General features: G+C 46.1%; 8 protein-coding genes. 5 read left to right on the top strand and 3 right to left on the bottom strand.

Annotated elements, in window-relative coordinates; all coding sequences use genetic code 11:
* Nucleotides 1-2 precede the first annotated feature (2 nt).
* Both K9J17_00040 and tyrS read left to right on the top strand, forming a co-directional pair.
* On the top strand, nucleotides 3-1,235 hold the full coding sequence (locus K9J17_00040) for an Nramp family divalent metal transporter (GenBank protein MCF8275093.1): 1,233 nt from the start codon (nucleotides 3-5) through the stop codon (nucleotides 1,233-1,235).
* 133 nt (nucleotides 1,236-1,368) lie between these two features.
* On the top strand, nucleotides 1,369-2,664 hold the full coding sequence (tyrS, locus tag K9J17_00035) for a tyrosine--tRNA ligase (protein MCF8275092.1): 1,296 nt from the start codon (nucleotides 1,369-1,371) through the stop codon (nucleotides 2,662-2,664).
* A gap of 111 nt (nucleotides 2,665-2,775) precedes the next feature.
* On the opposite strand, the gene K9J17_00030 is transcribed toward tyrS, so the two are convergent.
* Together K9J17_00030 and K9J17_00025 are read right to left on the bottom strand one after the other, a co-directional pair.
* On the bottom strand, nucleotides 2,776-3,777 hold the full coding sequence (locus tag K9J17_00030) for an acyl transferase (protein MCF8275091.1): 1,002 nt from the start codon (nucleotides 3,775-3,777) through the stop codon (nucleotides 2,776-2,778).
* Entirely contained in the window at nucleotides 3,774-5,096 is a 1,323-nt protein-coding gene (locus K9J17_00025; protein ID MCF8275090.1) for a glycosyltransferase family 39 protein, read from the bottom strand. Before K9J17_00025 ends, K9J17_00030 begins: the two co-directional genes overlap by 4 nt.
* Before the next feature lie 210 nt (nucleotides 5,097-5,306).
* On the opposite strand from K9J17_00025, the gene K9J17_00020 reads away from it, so the two are divergent.
* Entirely contained in the window at nucleotides 5,307-5,801 is a 495-nt protein-coding gene (locus K9J17_00020; GenBank protein ID MCF8275089.1) for a hypothetical protein, read from the top strand.
* 12 nt (nucleotides 5,802-5,813) lie between these two features.
* Here the strand turns inward: K9J17_00020 and K9J17_00015 are convergent, their stop codons facing one another.
* Nucleotides 5,814-7,541 (bottom strand): Na/Pi cotransporter family protein, encoded by a 1,728-nt coding sequence (locus K9J17_00015; GenBank protein ID MCF8275088.1) that lies wholly within the window; start codon nucleotides 7,539-7,541, stop codon nucleotides 5,814-5,816.
* Nucleotides 7,542-7,816: 275 nt separating this feature from the next.
* Here K9J17_00015 and K9J17_00010 point away from each other — a divergent pair, with 275 nt between their 5' ends.
* Together K9J17_00010 and K9J17_00005 are read left to right on the top strand one after the other, a co-directional pair.
* A complete protein-coding gene (locus K9J17_00010) occupies nucleotides 7,817-15,247 on the top strand; it encodes a choice-of-anchor L domain-containing protein (protein ID MCF8275087.1) in 7,431 nt (2,476 codons plus the stop codon).
* 184 nt (nucleotides 15,248-15,431) lie between these two features.
* Nucleotides 15,432-18,883, top strand: a 3,452-nt coding sequence (locus K9J17_00005) for a hypothetical protein (protein MCF8275086.1), incomplete at its 3' end; no start/stop codon positions are given.

Here is an 18,883-nt window from a genome sequence, read left to right as displayed (position 1 = left end):
TCGTGAAAAAATTCATCCAATCCATTCTTCCCGGGCTGTTTCTCATTGGTTTCAACATTGGAACGGGTAGCGTAACGGCCATGGCAAAAGCTGGCGCCAACTACGGTATGGCCTTGCTTTGGACCATTCTGCTTTCGTGCTTGGTGACGTATTATCTCATCCGCCTGTTCGGGAAATACACCATTGTGACAGGCGAAACGGCTTTGGCAGCATTCCGAAAACACATTCATCCAGCCTTTGGGATGTTCCTGTTGGTGGCACTTACGGTCAATGTTTCGGGCGGAATTATGGGCGTGATGGGCATTGTGGCCGATGTACTTCATCATTGGTCGCTTACATGGATCGATGGCGGCATTTCGCCCCTCATTTGGGCCAGCGGTTCCATTGCGCTGATCTACGGCATTTTTCTTATCGGAACGACTTCCACCTTTGAGAAGGCCCTGGCGGGAATGGTTGCTTTTATGGGACTGTGCTTCTTTATCAATTTTGTGCTGATGATGCCGCCAGTTGCTGATATGTTGAATGGACTCATTCCGCAGGTTCCAGAAACGAATGCAGCTTCCAATTCGAGTTCGTATCTGGTGATTGCAGGTATGGTCGGAACCACGGTTTCGTCCATGATCTTTATCGTCAGAACCACCTTGGTGAAAGAAGCCGGTTGGGGAATTCAGGACATGAAGATCCAGAACCGCGATGCGCTGGTGAGCGCCACGATGATGTTCCTGATCTCGGCTTCCATCATGGCTGCTGCGGCCGGAACGCTGTATCTCGCTGGTTATTCGCTGAACGATGCCAAGGAAATGATCACGCTGCTCGAACCCGTGGCGGGTAAATATGCCGTGGCGATTTTCGTAGTAGGAATTACCGCTGCAGGGTTGTCATCTCAATTCCCGAACACCTTGCTTTTGCCGTGGTTGATCTGCGATTATTTCAGCATCAAACCAGACATGAAACGGACCGATTTTCGGATTGTGGTTCTCGTGATGTCGCTGCTCGGACTTGTTGTTCCGATCTTCCACGCACGACCTGTTTTTGTGATGGTAGCAAGCCAAGCTTTTGCGGCTTTGGTACTTCCCGTAACGGTGGGAGGGATTTTCTATCTCACTTCGCGAAAGCAGATAATGGGCGAACATGTAAACTCTAAAATGGACAACCTCATTCTTTTCGCCATTTTTCTTTTTTCACTTTTTATGGGAGGAGTTGGCGTTCGTGGATTCATTCAAGACTTTCTCTGAAAACGTTTGTTAGCCCTAGAAACGCAGGTTTTCACAGAAAGGAGCACAGATAAATTTCAGCTAGCGACTTATCAACTCTGTAAACTTTATCTCTTTCAACTTACACTTACCTTTGCCGCCCAAATAATTGAGAATGGCTTTTAAACCCAACCACGACCTAGTAGAAGAATTGAAATGGCGCGGGCTGCTGCACGATAGCATGCCTGAGACGCAAGAAATGTTGAACCGGGAAATGGTGACGGGTTATGTGGGCTTTGACCCAACTTCGGATTCGTTGCATATTGGAAATCTCGTTCCGATCATGCTGTTGAAGCATCTGCAATTGGCGGGTCACAAACCGATTGCGCTGGTTGGTGGTGCCACAGGAATGATCGGTGACCCTTCAGGAAAATCAGCCGAACGGAATTTGTTGGATGAAGAAACGCTGCGAAAAAATCAGGAAGGCGTTCGGAATCAATTGCTCAAATTCCTCGATTTTGAGAACGGAGAAAACCATGCGGAATTGGCCAACAACTACGATTGGTTCAAAGGAATGAGCTTCCTCCAGTTCATGCGCGATATTGGAAAGCACATCACGGTAAGCTATATGATGTCTAAAGATTCGGTTCAGAATCGCTTGGAAACAGGACTTTCTTTCACGGAATTCAGCTACCAATTGGTTCAAGGATACGACTTTGCTCACTTGCTGAAAACCAAAGGCGTAAAGCTGCAAATGGGCGGTTCTGATCAGTGGGGGAACATCGTCACTGGAACAGAACTCATCCGCAGAATGGGATTGGGCGAGGCCAAAGCATTGGTTGCTCCGTTGATCACCAAAGCGGATGGCGGCAAATTCGGCAAGACCGAAAGCGGCAACGTTTGGCTCGATCCAAATCGGACTTCTCCATACCAATTCTACCAGTTTTGGTTGAATGCTTCTGACGAGGATGCGAAGAAATACATCCGCATTTTCTCACTTCTCCCGAAGGAAGAAATCGAGGCGATTGAGGCAGAACATGAACCTGCGCCACACAACCGCGTGTTGCAAAAAGCATTGGCAAAAGATGTGACCATTCGGGTGCATTCTGAAGAAGATTACAATGCAGCAGTTGCTGCTTCTGAGATTCTGTTCGGAAAGGGAACGGAGGAATCATTGCGTAAACTTTCTGAGAGTGATCTGCTTTCAGTTTTTGATGGCGTTCCTCAGTTCGAAATTGCCAAATCAGACATTGACGCGGGAATTCCTGTCATTGATTTTTTAAGTGAAAAAGCTGCCGTTTTCCCATCAAAGGGAGAAGCCAGAAAGATGATTCAAGGCAATGGCGTTTCCATCAATCAGAACAAGGTTTCGAGTATTGACCTGAATGTTGACGCATCGTTTCTGATCGCTGGAAAGTACATTTTAGCGCAGCGTGGCAAGAAGAATTACTTCCTGATAAAGGTGGTTTAGGAAGGACTTCTCGATACGATTTTTCGTTCCTCAAAATCACTCGAAGTGACGCGCTGGTCAGTTCGAGTTCGCGAGGAACGAGCGAGTATCGAGAACTCCGCGTCTCCTCGGTTAGCTCGAAACCATCAAATTACACCCTCTCACTTCCGCATCATCCATTCTTCCGAGCACCTCAAACGAGTGGTCTTGATGAATGTGAGCCAAGTCTTGTGTGGCAATGAATGGGCAACTGTGCATGTTGGCCAGATCAATCACGTTTAACGCGCCTTTTCCTCTTAGCGAAACCGCTAGTGGATCGGTGGCTTCGCGCACATAAACGCGCATCCAAGGCGGTGTTCGGAAAATGCCATCACCCAAAGAATACGCTTGGCTCAAGAGTTCGGTCATGCCGTATTCGCTGGCAATATTTTCCAAACCGAAAGCCGATTTTAGGATTTCATGAACTTCTTCACGCGGCATTTCCCTGCGCCTTCCTTTCATGCCGCCTGTTTCCAGAATGATGCAATCTTTCAGTTCCTGTGGATGTTTTTCAGCAAGGTCGAGCAAAGCGAAAGTGACTCCAATCAGCAATGTTTTTACCCCGTTTTTGGAGTTCTTCTTCAGCACTTTCGAAAGTGTTGTCAGCCTATCCAAATAGAAACCATTATCGGCATGGCCGCTCTTCTTCATCAACTTCTGGGTCATGTAAACCAATGATGAATTCGAGCGCTCTAAATAGGAGGGAAGCAACGCAAGAATGCACAGATCTTTGGCTTTTCCGAAGAACTGGTCAAAGCATTGAAACAGGCTTTGGTCGTAAACCGACAGATCAGCTACGAAGTGATGACTCCGTTCCATTCCAGTAGTTCCGCTGCTTAGAAAAATCGCTTCGGGCGGAGCATTGAAAATGCCTACCTGATGCCGTTTGAACATGGAAATGGGAAGAAACGGTATATCGCCCAACTTCGATATTTTGTTCGGGTCAACGTTAAGATGCCCAATAAAATCGCGATAAGTTTCATTCTTCTTGGCATGCAAACGGAACAGCTCCAATGCAATTTTCTCGAACAACACATCGTTGTGTTCGTTCATTGAGAAGATTGTTTTTGCGATATTTTCTATCGAAATCTTCATTTCCTGTAAACCAAAAGCATGTTTTCTGAAATGGCGGTGTCGGTTCTAACGTTCGGATAATTGACTTGAATATCGCTTTTGAAGTTCTGAATCCAGTCCGAATTATTATTGACCGGTGTGATCTGATATGCAACCGAAAATTTATCCTTAAACCCTTCAGGAAGGTCTTTGATGGAATACACAGGAAAAATGTTTTCTCTATTCAGTCTTTCGTTTAGGTGAGTATGATCTTTGAAAATACTCCGGCTGAAATGATAGGCGAAACTCAGTTTGGTCCACTCTGGGTTAACGAGTATGGCCTCGTTGGGATTTCGAACAGACATTAGATGCTCAATCATCACTCTTTCATCTGTTTGATGGCCTTGTTTCGGTTGGAACGAAGCTACAAAGCCGATTACCAGCAGAAATGCTGGAACTACCATCCATTTGTTCGGTATGATTTTAAGTGATAATCGAATAACGGTAAGGAAAAAAGCAATGGAGATGAACGAAAGATATCTGCTCATATACACAGGAAACCATTGCGAACTGACAAACAAACCTAGGTATGGAATCAGGAATAAGGCGTAGATAACTCCTTCTTTTGTGCTCGGAAATTGGCGATTTTTAAAACTGAATATGATTCCAAATGCCATTACGGTCAGAACACTTACAACAACTACCGGTTGATTGCAGAATGCCCAAAGTAGGTTGTACAGTCCTTCAAAACCAGGTTTAGGAACCCAAGTACCGCCATTTTCAGCAGTAACGCTCAGTCTATGAAATAGGATTGGCGCGTAAGGCAAGAAAGCAAGTACAACAACAGCTCCAGCTCCTATCATGTAAAGCAGGATTCTTACCCTTAACTGCTTGGAAGCTAGCGTCACAATGGCATAAGACATCAGCACAACTGAACCCAAAAAGTGATTATAAATAAGAAGGGCACCAGAAACACCTAATCCAATCACATGCAATTTCGATGGTTTTTCAACTAGCGAAAGAAAGTGATGTAAGCTCCAAACCGTGAGCAATATGAAAAGAGGGTAAGCACGTGCATCATGTGCTTGGTATTGATGAAGATCAGAAAGCAGAAACATGATTGCCACAGACCAAGCCGTGAATTCATCAAAATGCCGTCTTACCACCACCAGAATCACGGGTGCCGTTAGTGCGCTAATTACAACCGGAACTACACGTATGGCTTCGGCTTCTATACCGAATAGGCCAATCCAAAAATGCATTATAAGAAAGAAAAGAGGCGGATTGTTTTCATTTCGGAAAAGCTCCATCAACTCAGAAAGAGATTGCTGAGAATGGAAAATCGTGAACGGTTCGTCCATTCCTATTGGCACAGCACAATAATGCCAAAACCTAATTGCAAGAGATATTGCAAATAGAAAACCAACCGAGAACCATTCGTTTCGGAAAAGAGTTGAGAAGGAATTGCTCCAATTTGGCTTTGACATGACGCGGCAAAGTTGCTCAAATGAACATACTAAACCAATTTAGAGAGCGTTGCGTAGTTATGCCGTTTAGGCTAATTTTGAATGATGAGAAAGGGCTTGCTGTTCGTGTTGGTTGTTGTTGCGCTGAGTTCATGTCTGAAACGAGTGGATTACCCCAATAGACCCTATATTGAATACCTTGGATTCTATCCTAATCCGGCTGCCACAAACGCTGGTGATTCATTGGGCGCAGTGAAGTTCAGTTTTACAGATGGAGATGGTGATCTTGGTCTCAACCAAGGAGATACCTTGGGAGTTTTTGGACCAGGACAACCTTATTTCTACAATCTGTTCGTCAATTATTTTGAAAAACAGAATGGCGAATACGTGAATGTTGTTCCCGCAATTCCTTTTCACGTAAGGTTTAAGCGATTGAGTTCTGACGGAGGAAACGGAGAGCTTGCAGGAGAAATGGAAGTTGGCATCACAGCCCGACCAAGCACGCCTTATGACACCATTCGCTATGAGATCTACATTGTAGACCGTTCGCTACAGCACAGCGATACGATCGTCACGCCTGATATCATTCTTCCTTTCTGAGTTCGGGAACGGCTATTTGGCGATTTCATCTTCCAGATCCAAATGATCTCCACGCAAGGCTTGAGACACATGGATCACATTGTCACCGATCTTCTCATATCCACTTACCAGATCCATATAGATCAGTCCAGCTTCTAAGCTCACTTTCCTCTTCTCAATACGTTTGAAATTCTTTGCTCTGAATGCATCTCTCAGTTCGTTGAGCTTGGTTTCAACGGCAACGGCTTCATCCAAAACAATTTTTTCGGGGTCTTTAGAGATGTTTTTCATCATCAATTGCATGGCTTTGATGACGTTCGTTTTCATCTCTCGAAGATCAATTCGGTGGTTTTCTTCAAACCAGATCTTCTTCTCGATCTTTTGCTCTACAGAGCGGGACATTTGATAGTAGATATCACCAATCGATTCCATATGATTGACCACAGAAAGAAACGATTGAACCCTTCTTGAGCCCTCGTTTGATAATGGTGCCTTAGCCAATTCCATCAGGAATTCGGCCACTTTCAGTTCAATCAGGTCGGTGTGTTCTTCATATTCCTTGATCTGAGTAAGCAACTTCTGTTGCTTACGGTATTCAGTTTCTTCAATCAGGTTGCTGATCTTCTCAACGCCTTTGATGTTCAGTTTGCCGAATTTGATGATCTCGTTCTCCACTTCCACCAACGATATTTCTGGAGTTTGAACCAGCCCTCTTCCGATGAATTCGAGACTGAAATCAGCATCATCTCCTTTTGAAGGAATGAGTTTGATCACTGCTTTAGCGATGAGCGGAACCGTGCCAACAAGAAGAATCACATTGAGAATATTGAAGCTTGTATGGAAAATAGAAAGGGCAATCGGAATGTGTTCAGGATTGAAATTTTCGCTTGCCGATGACGGGAACATATTCATGTATTTGGCCATATACCACGAAATTCCACGTAGGAAGAACGGGAACAACAAGAACATCCAGGCAACTCCAAAAACATTGAAAATAAAGTGAGCTGCCGCAGCTCGCTTTGCATGCACGTTTCCAACAAGCGCAGCCAAATTTGCCGTAACGGTTGTTCCGATATTTTCGCCCAACACCATAGCGGCCGCAAGCTCAAATGGTATCCAACCTTCATTGCACATCACCAGTGTAAGCGCCATGGCAGCGCTGGATGATTGCACCACCAACGTTATTACTGTACCGACAATGATGAAAATGAAGGTCGACAGATAACCCATGTGGGCATAATGCTGAAGGAAACTGAGTATCTGTGGATTTGATTTGAGGTCGGGCACGGAATTCTTCAACTCATCCAATCCCATGAATAGAATGGCAAAACCAATAAGTACATGCGCCCACGAATTGATGGATGTTCGTGACGAAAAGAGCATTGGGAACGCAACGGCAATTATGGGAAGCGCTACAGCAGATATCTTGACCTTGAAGCCCAAAATAGAAATGAGCCAAGCTGTGATGGTGGTGCCGATGTTTGCGCCCATGATCACACCAATGGACTGAACCAGACTCAAGAGCCCTGCGTTCACAAAGCTTACGATCATCACCGTTGTGGCCGAAGATGATTGAACCAGTGCCGTGACTAAAAATCCAGTAAGCACTCCCAAGAAACGGTTCGAGGTCATGGCGCTTAGGATCTCGCGCATTTTTGAACCGGCCACTTTCTGAATGCCATCGCTCATCACCTTCATTCCATAAATGAAGAACCCGAGGGCACCGATCAATTGAAGAAGATCTACAAAACCGAAATCCATGCGTTAAGAATTTCGCTAAAAGTATGAATAACAGCTACCGCGTTTATTACGCCAATGTTAACACTCGATGGACTCAGACTCAGGTTGGTCGAAAAACCACAGTATTTGTAAACCTTCTGAGCAAATTGGCGTACAACGATTCTTTAAGTACAACTCAGCATTTACGTTGACTGTACCATAAAACCAGGATAATTATCAAACAACTCCGCTCACATATAACAAGCGTTTGGCTTGCGTTGGCCGTTTCGTTTAGTCTTGTTTCTGCCCGTTCAGCTATGGCGCAATCAATTGCTGTATCTCCAGCTACAACCGCTGCAGATGTCCAGAATTACGTGGAGAATGTGCTGTTGGGTTCGTGCGTAACGGCTTCAAATATCACGTATAACGGAGCGGCTGTTGCAGCAGGAACGTTCAATGGAAATGGCACCATTCTAGGGCTTAATAGTGGAGTATTATTAACCACTGGACAAGCCATTGTTGCATTAGGGCCTGATAACGCAAATTCCATCGGTGCGGGTAATGGATTAGGTGGCGATCCTGACCTGACGGTTTTAGCATCGGGTTTTCAAACCTATGACGCGTCTATTTTGGAGTTTGATTTCATCCCGCAAAGCGACACGCTTAGATTCAATTACATTTTCGGCTCAGAAGAATATCCAGAATATGTGAGTTCGGGTTACAACGATGTTTTCGGGTTCTTCATTTCAGGCCCTGGAATTGCGGGTCCGTTTTCTGGAGGAGCAATGAATATTGCCTTGATTCCCGGAACAAGTACGCCTGTGGCAATCGATAACGTGAACAACGGCTATAGCGGTTCTGAACCAGCTCTGAACGGTCCGTGCACCAATTGTGCTTATTACGTGGATAATTCAAATGGTCCAGCGGTTCAGTACGATGCTTACACAACCGTGCTGACAGCAGTTGCTGTGGTAACTCCATGTTTAACGTACCATATTAAAATAGCGGTTGCTGATGCAGGAGACGGGGCTTTGGATTCGGGTGTTTTCTTAGAAGCAGGTAGTTTCTCTGCAGGCGGAGGAGAAGGTGCAGAACTGAATGCCATTACGAGCGTGTCTGGAGTGTATGAAGGTTGCGATATCGGAAGTTTTGTTTTCAAACGCTTGTCTGGAGCAAGCAACGCAGCTCCGCTTACTGTTGCTTACAATGTTTCAGGAACAGCTACTCCAGGCGCAGATTACACGGCTTTGCCTGGAACGATCACCATTCCAGCTGGGCAAGATTCAGTGATTCTCAATATTCAAGGTGTTTTGGATTTCGTGACGGAAGGAACAGAAACAGTAGTGTTGGGTCTAGTTGGTGGTGGCTGCACCTGCGCGTCCCCGCCAACTGTTTCCATGGATATTCTTGATAACGACACGCAACTTTCACTTTCGACATCTGGAACCACTACCATCTGTTTGGGTCAATCCGCCAATCTGACGGCCAATCCTGCTGGAAGTATTTCTCCGTATGCCAGCGGATGGAACAATGGCGCGCCTGCTGGCAATAATGTTACAGTATCGCCAACTGCTACAACCACATATACCTATTCAGTTACCGATGCTTGTGCCGGACAGAGCCTAAGCAGTTCCGAAACGGTTACGGTGGTTTCTCCAGATTTCACGGTGGCCGATGATCAGCAATGTTTCAACGGGAACGTGTTCAATTTTACCAACACCGGTGCCACGGGAGGAACGGTTTCTCATCTCTGGGATTTTGGTGATGGCAACAGTTCCTCCTTCGAAAATCCTAGTTACAGCTACGCATCTAGCGGAAATTATACTGTAACGCATTACGTCATTTACATTGCTCAAGGCTGCACGGCTTCTGCCGATGCGTCCATCATGGTTTTTGACGAACCAGCAATTCTCGCTATTGTTGATCAGAATGTTTCTTGTGTTGGAGGTTCGGATGGAGCGTTGAGTACGTTCGTATCTGGCGGAACGGCTCCTTTCAACTACACGTGGCTTCCGAATAATGAGACAACTGCTTCCATTTCCAACCTTACGGTTGGCAACTATACCGTAAACGTGACGGATGCCAACGGTTGTACAGACATGGTCACAGCGTCCATTATTCAGGATGATTCTGAATTGCCGAATGCCATTTGCCAAAATGCTACCGTACAGTTGAACGCAAGCGGAAGCGCAACCATTTCGGCCACGGTTGTAGATAATGGAAGTACGGACAACTGCGGAATTGCTTCGTTAGTGGTTTCTCCAAATGCTTTCACGTGTGCCCAACTTGGACCGAATCCTGTTGTGCTTACCGTTACGGATGTGAACGGAAATGTGAGCACTTGTAATGCTACCGTAACGGTTCAAGACCAGATTCCGCCTGTGGCGGTTTGTCAAGATGTTTCCGTGACCTTGGATGCATCGGGAAATGCTTCCATCACCGCAGCGCAGGTTGATAATGGCTCCACGGATAATTGTGCGATCCAGAGCATTTCGCTCAATCAAAATACGTTTAGTTGTGCTGATGTTCCTTCGACTACGGTAACGCTTACCGTTACAGACGCAAGCGGAAACACATCTACTTGCAATGCAACAGTAACGGTGAATGATGTGGCAGATCCAGTAGCTGTTTGCCAGAATATTTCTGTTGATCTGGATGCTACGGGCAACGTTTCAGTTACGGGAAGTCAGCTCGGTTCAGGTTCTACGGATAACTGTGGCGTTGTCGATATAACCGTTGCGCCAGCCGATTTTACCTGTGCTGATATTGGCGATAACTCGGTAAGCGTAACAGTTGTGGATGCGAGTGGAAATTCGGCATCATGTTCGGCAATCGTTTCAGTGGCTGACAACCTCGCTCCGAACGCTATTTGCCAGAATACTACCGTTTCGTTGGATGCTGCTGGAAACGCGAGCATCAGCACAGTTGATGTGGACGGAGGAAGTACTGATAATTGCGGAATTGACAACATGACCGTATCTCCGAATACATTCACGTGCGCAGAAATTGGGTCCAATGCGGTAGTGCTTACCGTAACGGATGTGAATGGACTTGTTTCTTCGTGCAACGCCACAGTAACCGTTGAGGACGATCTTGGCCCAACGGCCGTTTGTCAAGACATTACGGTTGCGTTGGATGCCAATGGAATGGCAACCATCGTAGCTGCGCAGATCGATAATGGTTCAACAGATAATTGCAGCGGTTCTGTGACGCTTGCTGTTACGCCTAATTCGTTCGATTGTACTGTGAGTGCGCCCGCTCAGGTAGAACTTACGGTTACTGATGTTGCAGGAAATTCTTCTACGTGCTCTGCAACCGTGATACTTGTGGAGAATACTGCTCCAACCGCAGTTTGTCAGGATATTGTCATTCAATTGGATGCAACTGGAAATGCAAGTATTGTTGGTGCCGATGTGGACGGAGGTTCGTTCGATAATTGCGGTGTGGCCGATCTTTCGGTTGATCCTTCGACATTCGATTGCAGCAACATCGGAGCAAATACCGTTACACTCACCGCGAGCGATGCAAACGGAAACAGCTCTACATGTACCGCAACGGTAACTGTTCAGGAAAATGTGCCGCCAGTTGCCTTATGCCTAGACATTACTGTGGAATTGGATGCTTCGGGCGCCATCAGCGTTACTACCGGAGACGTGGATGCAGGTAGTTCAGATAATTGCGGCATCGTCAATCTCGCTATTGACCAGAATTCGTTCGATTGTTCCAATGTTGGGCCGAATTCGGTTACACTCACAGCAACCGATCTTAACGGAAACAGCTCCAGTTGTGTTTCCACCGTTACTGTGGCTGATGTAACGGCTCCAACCGCGCTTTGCCAAGATGTTTTGGTGCAGTTGGATGCGAGCGGAAATGCAAGTGTCAATGCTTCGCAGGTCGATAATGGTTCAACCGATAATTGCGCCATTGCAAGCGTTTCATTAACGCCAAACACCTTCGATTGCTCGACAATTGGAGTAACTCAAGCAGTGCTGACGGTAACCGATGTGAACGGAAATTCTTCTACCTGCACGACTACGATCACGGTGGAAGATAACATGCCTCCAACAGCCATTTGTCAGAATATTACTATTCAGTTGGATGCCTCAGGAAACGCAAGTATTGTGGCTTCCGATGTGGATGGAGGTTCCTCAGACAATTGTGGAGTTCCAACTCTCGCTGCCGATCCAACAACCTTCAATTGTTCGAGTCTAGGTGCGAATAACGTGACACTTACTGCCACGGATGCCAATGGGAATTCAGCCTCATGTGTTGCCATCGTAACGGTCCAAGACAACATCGATCCAGCTGCCGTTTGTCAAGATATCGTAGTTCAGTTAGATGCCAGCGGAAGCATTTCCATCGTGGCCGCTGATGTAGACGCTGGAAGTACAGACAATTGTGCTGTCACGGATCTAACCGTTACTCCAAACACGTTCGATTGTTCAAATCTTGGAACCGCAACCGTGACACTCACCGCTATGGATGCCACTGGGAATTCTTCTACCTGCTCGGCCAATGTTACCGTGGAGGATAACGTTCCGCCAACGGCTATTTGTCAGGATATCAATGTCCAGTTAGATGCGAGTGGAAATGCAACCATCGTTCCATCGCAGATAGATAATGGGTCGTCTGATCTTTGCGGAATTGCCACTATTAGTTTAGATATCACTTCGTTCGATTGTTCCAATTTGGGACAGAATACGGTTGAACTGAGTGTGGTGGATAACAGCGGCAACGCTTCAACGTGTTCGGCTACGGTAACCATTTTGGATAATGTTGATCCGAACGCAATCTGCCAAAACCTGACTGTTTATTTAGATGCAGCAGGCAGCGTTGCGGCTGATCCAGCCGATGTAGATAATGGCTCAACAGATAATTGCGCCATTAACTCGTTGTCGCTTTCTCAGGCCGATTTCTTCTGTGCCGATCTTGGTCAGGAAATCATCACGCTAACCGTTTCGGATCAAAGTGGAAACACAGACAATTGTGTTGCAGTCATTACTGTTTTGGATACGATTTCGCCAGTAATAGCTAATTGTCCAGCTGACATTCAGTTTACACCGGATAGTTCAGATTGTACGCCATCCGTTACTTGGACAGAACCGACCGAAAGTGATAATTGCACCGTTACCATGACGAGCAATTTCCAATCGGGAGATAATTTCCCAGTTGGAACCACAACGGTAACATACGATGCTGAGGATCAGTCAGGCAACACAGCTGCGTGCTCATTTACCATTACCATTCAGCCATCGGCAGTTGTTGTGGAGGTTTCATCGCCAACACTTGCCTGCGGTTACAATATCAGTTGTAATGGTGCCGATGATGGTGAGGCAACTGCCAACGTTTCTGGGGGATGTTCACCCTATCAATTCCAATGGTCGAATGGTCAGACAACTGAGACTGCGGTAGGATTGGCTGCAGGTTCGTACAACGTTGTGGTAACTGATGCCAATGGAACACAGGTAACAGAAACAATTTTGCTTACTGAACCAGAACCGTTGGTAACCGAAAGTATTACAAGTCCAACGGTTATTGGCGGTACAAACATCTCGTGCGCAGGCTTGGCTGATGGGTCCATCAACCTAGGCATACTTGGCGGAGCCGATTGTTTGGACTACGATTTTTTCTGGACGGGCGAGAATGGATACACGGCCATCGAGAAAGACATTTCTGACGTTGTGGCCGGAACGTATGTGGTTACCGTGACAGATGCGAATGGTTGCTCTCATTTGGATAGCATTACACTATCAGAACCAGAACCAATTGATGTTCAGTCATTTCCAACGACCTATAACGGATTCAATGTTTCTTGTTTTGGTCTTTCAAACGGACTCATCAATGTGGAGGTTTCTGCCGGAACAGCTCCTTATTCCTATCAATGGAATACGGGCGAAACAACGCAGGATATAGATTCGCTTTCGGCAGGTACGTATGATGTGATCGTAACTGATACCAACGGTTGTCAGCTTGCGCAAAGCATCACGCTTTCTGAACCTACCGACCTCACTGTAAATCCGACAGATACGACTTCCGTAACTTGTTTTGGAACTCAAAATGGCCAGTTTGTGGTTCAAGCTACTGGTGGCGTTCCAACATATTCATACTTATGGTCAAATGGAGATGTTGACCCCATTTTGAATGCCGTTGGTGTTGGAGTTTACGAAGTGCTCGTTACCGACCTGAATGGTTGCCAGGATTCGCTGGAGCTGGAAATGACCAGCCCATCTGCAATTGATGTGAGCGTCCTTCAAGTAACCGATGCCACGTGTTTCGGTTTTGATGATGGAAGCGCAACAATTTTGGCAAGTGGTGGAGTTGGCCCATACGATTACAATTGGATTGCAATTGGCCAAAATACCCAGACTGCTTCGGGTCTTGAAGCGGGCGATTATCTCTATGAAGTAACCGATGCCAATGGTTGCGTGTCCGCAGACACAGTTCAGGTGTCAGAGCCGGATCAGATCATTCTTATCACATCAAATGATACAACGGTCTGTCCGGGAACGGTTGTTTCCTTAAGTGTGGAAGCGAGTGGAGGTGGAGGAACGTATCTCATCACTTGGGACAACGGACAAGGCTTTGGCAATAGCTATGAAACGTACATCACGCAAACACATAATATTCCGGTGACTGCTGTTGATCAGAACGGCTGTACGTCTGTGCCAAACTCGGTTGTCGTTACCACTTTTGCGCCAGTTGTAGCCGCATTTACCGAGACCATTGTTGATGCATGTACCTTCCCTGTTGTAGTTGATTTTGCGAACAATAGCACCAATGCCAACAGCTTCAGTTGGTCCTTTGGTAACGGAGATTCTTCAACGCAGTTTCTCCCCACAGCAGTTTACGATACAGCGCAAGCATACAGGATTTCTTTGGTGGCCACTTCTGCGGACGGATGTGTGGATTCTACCCACAAATGGTTGACAATTGACCCATTACCAGAAGCGAATTTTGCTATTCCAAATCCGGACGGATGCTTCCCAATTCTGGTTGGACTGTTCAATCAAAGTGGACCAATGTCTTCTATTCTTTGGGATTTTGGCGATGGTCAGACCAGCGATGAACCGAATCCATATCACCTTTACGAAAACCCCGGAAGTTATGATGTGACGTTAATTGTCACCAACGAAAATGGTTGTATGGACACTTTGACTGTTGATTCTGCCGTATTCGCTTTTCCGAGGCCAATAGCCAACTTCACACCGGTTCTTTTGTCTTTTCCAGAACCAGGAAATCAGTACACGTTGATCAATAGTTCTACAGGTGGAAACGAATACAATTGGACATTCGGAAATGGAGACGGTTCGCAGCTTTTTGAACCCACATACACATATCCTGAGTTCGGTCCCTATGATATCGTCCTACACGTGTACAATGAGTATGGCTGTGTTGATACCGCCCAAACCTCTATTTATATTGAATTGACTTACGGCTTATTTGTGCCTAATGCGATGGTGATCGATAATCCTGGAGATGCTGGCGTTTTCTTGCCTAAAGGCGAAGGAATTGGCGAGTATCATGCGTGGGTTTACGACAAATGGGGCAACATGCTATGGGAATCTACGGAGCTGTTCAATGGAAGCCCTTCCGAAGGTTGGGACGGGCGTTACAAAGGAAAACTCGTTCCACAGGGAGCTTATGTTTGGAAGATAAATGCCATTTTCAAGAACGGTATTTATTGGGATGGAATGGAACAACCAAATGGAAAACCCAAAATTGTTGGTTCAGTAACGGTCCTTTATTGATTGACCAACGACACGATTTCATCGACCATCGACCCTGAATATTTAATTTTTACACGGTACTAGTAAGCCGAAACAACTAGTTGGTCGAAACGGGCCAAACTAAGCCATAACCTTTTGGATAAGCTGTCGTAGAACGCTCTTCATGATGGCAGCTGATAATTTAAGCTTCCGAACAGAAAGGCAAATGGACAGACCTTTAATAAGCAGCATTTTCTCTTTACGGGAAACACGTAGAACAAGTCTATGTACTTTACTTGTGTTGCTTTTTCTTACGTCTCCGTTATTGACCTTAGGTCAGGTATTTGTTCCGTTTACCACGCGAACGGTTCCTGCAACATATAAGATCAAGGGTGATTTTGCGATGATCGGGAACACAAACCTGACGCTGCAAAACTATGGAGACAACACTGGGAATCAGAATCAGATGATCTATGTGGATATTGATGGGCTTGACAGCACGTTCAACTCATCATCTGCCACATTAGAATACTCAACCGAGAATGGAGCTGCGGATGAGTGCACGAATGTGCTCTTTGCAGGCCTCTATTGGACTGGAAGAACAGAGGAGAATGCGAGTTCACCTCTAACGTTCAACGTAACTAATCAGATTCAGACTGGAACTACCCCTGTCAACCAGAATTATACTGTTAATCACAACGATGATATTCCAGACACAGGATATGATCTTCAAGTAAGCAGAGGAGGTTCAAGTGGAAACAGATATCCGATCTACACCTTCAGCGATGGAACGAATACCTACGTATTTAGCTTCACGAATAATACTGGGGCAAATCGAGTAACTCTTTCTGTTAACGGAGGAACGCCAGTTAACGTTCCTGTTACTTACACGACTGCAGGTGCTAATGGAACAGCCACATTGACTACTCCTTATGTCATTACCATTGGCGGTGTGGATCTGACAATTATTAGCCTCGTGAGAGATACGGGCACAAACCTTAATACCACCGACACTCAAAACGGTGCCGATGCTAATGTCAACGTATCAGGAATCGCACCCGTTTATTCGAATTATACCCAAACGGTAGATAAGGGCGAGGTTAAATTGAAAGGGCCTGGGGCAACGTATTATTCAACACAATCAACGACTGAGATCTATTTTCCGCTTTCATCCAATACAGCAGATAGTGCCTATGGAATGTTTGCTGCATACAAGGACATTACAACATATGTGCAGACACATGGCCCAGGAGAATATTTTGTTGCTGATGTAGCCCTTAAGGAAGGTGCCATCGGAAGTATTGGACTCTACGGAGGTTGGGGAATGGTAGTGGTGTACGAAAATTACCTGATGACCTGGAGAGATATCACCGTATTTGACGGACACGCATACGTTCCTTCAAGTACCACTTCGTATCAGATTCCGGTTACTGGATTTCAAACTACTCCTGCAGGCCCTGTAAATCTTCGTGTTGGAGTTATGGCCGGAGAAGGTGATGCACCCTATTCTGGTGATTATTTTCAGATCAGGAATGCTGCCAATAATGCTTGGGTCGGACTCAGTCATGGTGGAAACACAACCGGAAACTTCTTTAACTCGTCCATTTTTACAGGCGGCAATCCACGAAACCCGACCATTCTTAACAACTCAGGGCTTGATATCAGCGCCTTTACCGTGCCCAATCCGGGTAACACGGTTATGGCAAATAACCAAACATCAACCACTTTCCGTTACGGCTCTACGCAAGACACTTATATCATTTACAACATCACGATGTCGTCCGACTCGTATGTGCCAGAAGTGGAAGGTCTAATTTCGGTAAGCCAGTTGAATGGTTCTCCAGTTGTGCCAGACCCATTGGTCGTAGGTCCAGGCGATCTGATGACCTTTAATATCGATGTGAGAAATATCGGTAACGAAGAAGTCTTGAATCACGTGATCACCATTCCAATGCCATCAACTGGAACCTTGGTTCCGGGTAGTATGGTTGGAAGCATTTTCTTTACACCAACTCCGACTCCTAATAACCTTTACTTTGACCCAAGTGCCGGTCCAACAGGTTCAATCATTTGGGATTTTGGAACATTGCCGCTGCCAGCTGATCCGCAAGATCTGTTGGCAACCTTGTCTTTTACCATTCAGGTTGTAGACAATTGTATTTTACTGAATGATGCAGCTTGCGCTAGTGCAATTACAACAACTGGAACCCTAACAGGAACTGGATCCGTAACAGGTGTTGCGCTTCAAAACTCTGGATTGATTACAGGTTATGAGAGCGGTGGTACTTGCCAAGGTGAGCCATTGACGGAACCGCTTACTGCAGATATTGTGGTTCCTGCCAACTACGTTTCCGAAAACTGTACTCCTGAACAACTTCAGACGGATTTCCCTTTTTGCTACAGCACGGTAAGCATTCCGGTTGATTCAATTGATGAACATTTTCCTGCTGGCACAAGGTATTTCAATGAGTTTCCGGTAACCGTCTCCTCCATCGAGTACACTACCTCTTTCCCGGCTGTTGCGGGTACCACAACCACCTACTATGCAGTTCCTTCTATTTTGGACGATGCCTGTGGAGTTGCAATTACGATCAGTGTTTGTGAGCCGATTGATGCCGTTGATGATTTGGTGCCATCAATAGACTGTCAGAATGGTGAAACCAACGTGATAAACGTCCTAACCAACGATGACCTTGGAGGCAGTGCTCCATCCATCTCTGATGTTGTTCTCACGATAATCACTCCAGATCCAACAGGCTATGTAACCATCAATGCAGATGGAAGCGTGGATGTAGCTCCGAATACGCCACCTGCAACATACACCGTTACGTATGAGATATGTGAGGCAGCTTTCCCAACAAATTGCGACCAAGCAACACTTACAATTTCTGACAATACCGCACCAGTTGCTGCATGCCAGAACATCACTGTTCAATTGGATGCTACTGGAAACATCACCGTTTCTGGTCTCGATGTGGACAATGGAAGTTCGGATGATTGCGGTATTGCTGCGTACACACTTTCAACAAGCGCTTTTAGCTGTTCTGATCTTGGTGCTAATGTTGTGACTTTGACTGTTGAAGACGGAGGTGGAAACACAGATAATTGCTCTGCCACCATTACGGTACAAGATGTAACGAATCCAACGGCCGTCTGTCAGAACATTACTGTTCAGTTGGATGCCAGCGGCAACGCAAGCATCGTAGCAGCAGACGTTGATAACGGCAGCAACGACAACTGTTCGGTAACGCTGAGTGCCACACCACTTTCATTCACCTGTGCGAACACTGGCGCAAATACGGTCACGTTGACTGCAACCGATCCAAGTGGCAACACAGACCAGTGCACTGCCACTGTCACCATCGAAGACACCGTAGATCCAACAGCTATCTGCCAGAACATCACTGTTCAGTTGGATGCCAGCGGCAACGCAAGTATCATAGCAGCAGATGTTGATAATGGAAGCAACGACAACTGTTCGGTAACGCTGAGTGCCACGCCATTGACCTTCACCTGTGCAAACACAGGAGCCAACACGATTACACTTACCGCGACTGATCCAAGTGGCAATACAGACCAATGCACCGCCACTGTCACCATCGAAGACACAGTCGACCCAACGGCCATCTGCCAGAACATCACTGTTCAGTTGGATGCCAGCGGAAATGCAAGTATTGT

The organism is Flavobacteriales bacterium, from assembly GCA_021739695.1.
Taxonomy (GTDB): Bacteria; Bacteroidota; Bacteroidia; order UBA10329; family UBA10329; genus UBA10329.
This window is presented reverse-complemented; position numbering and strand designations above follow the sequence as displayed.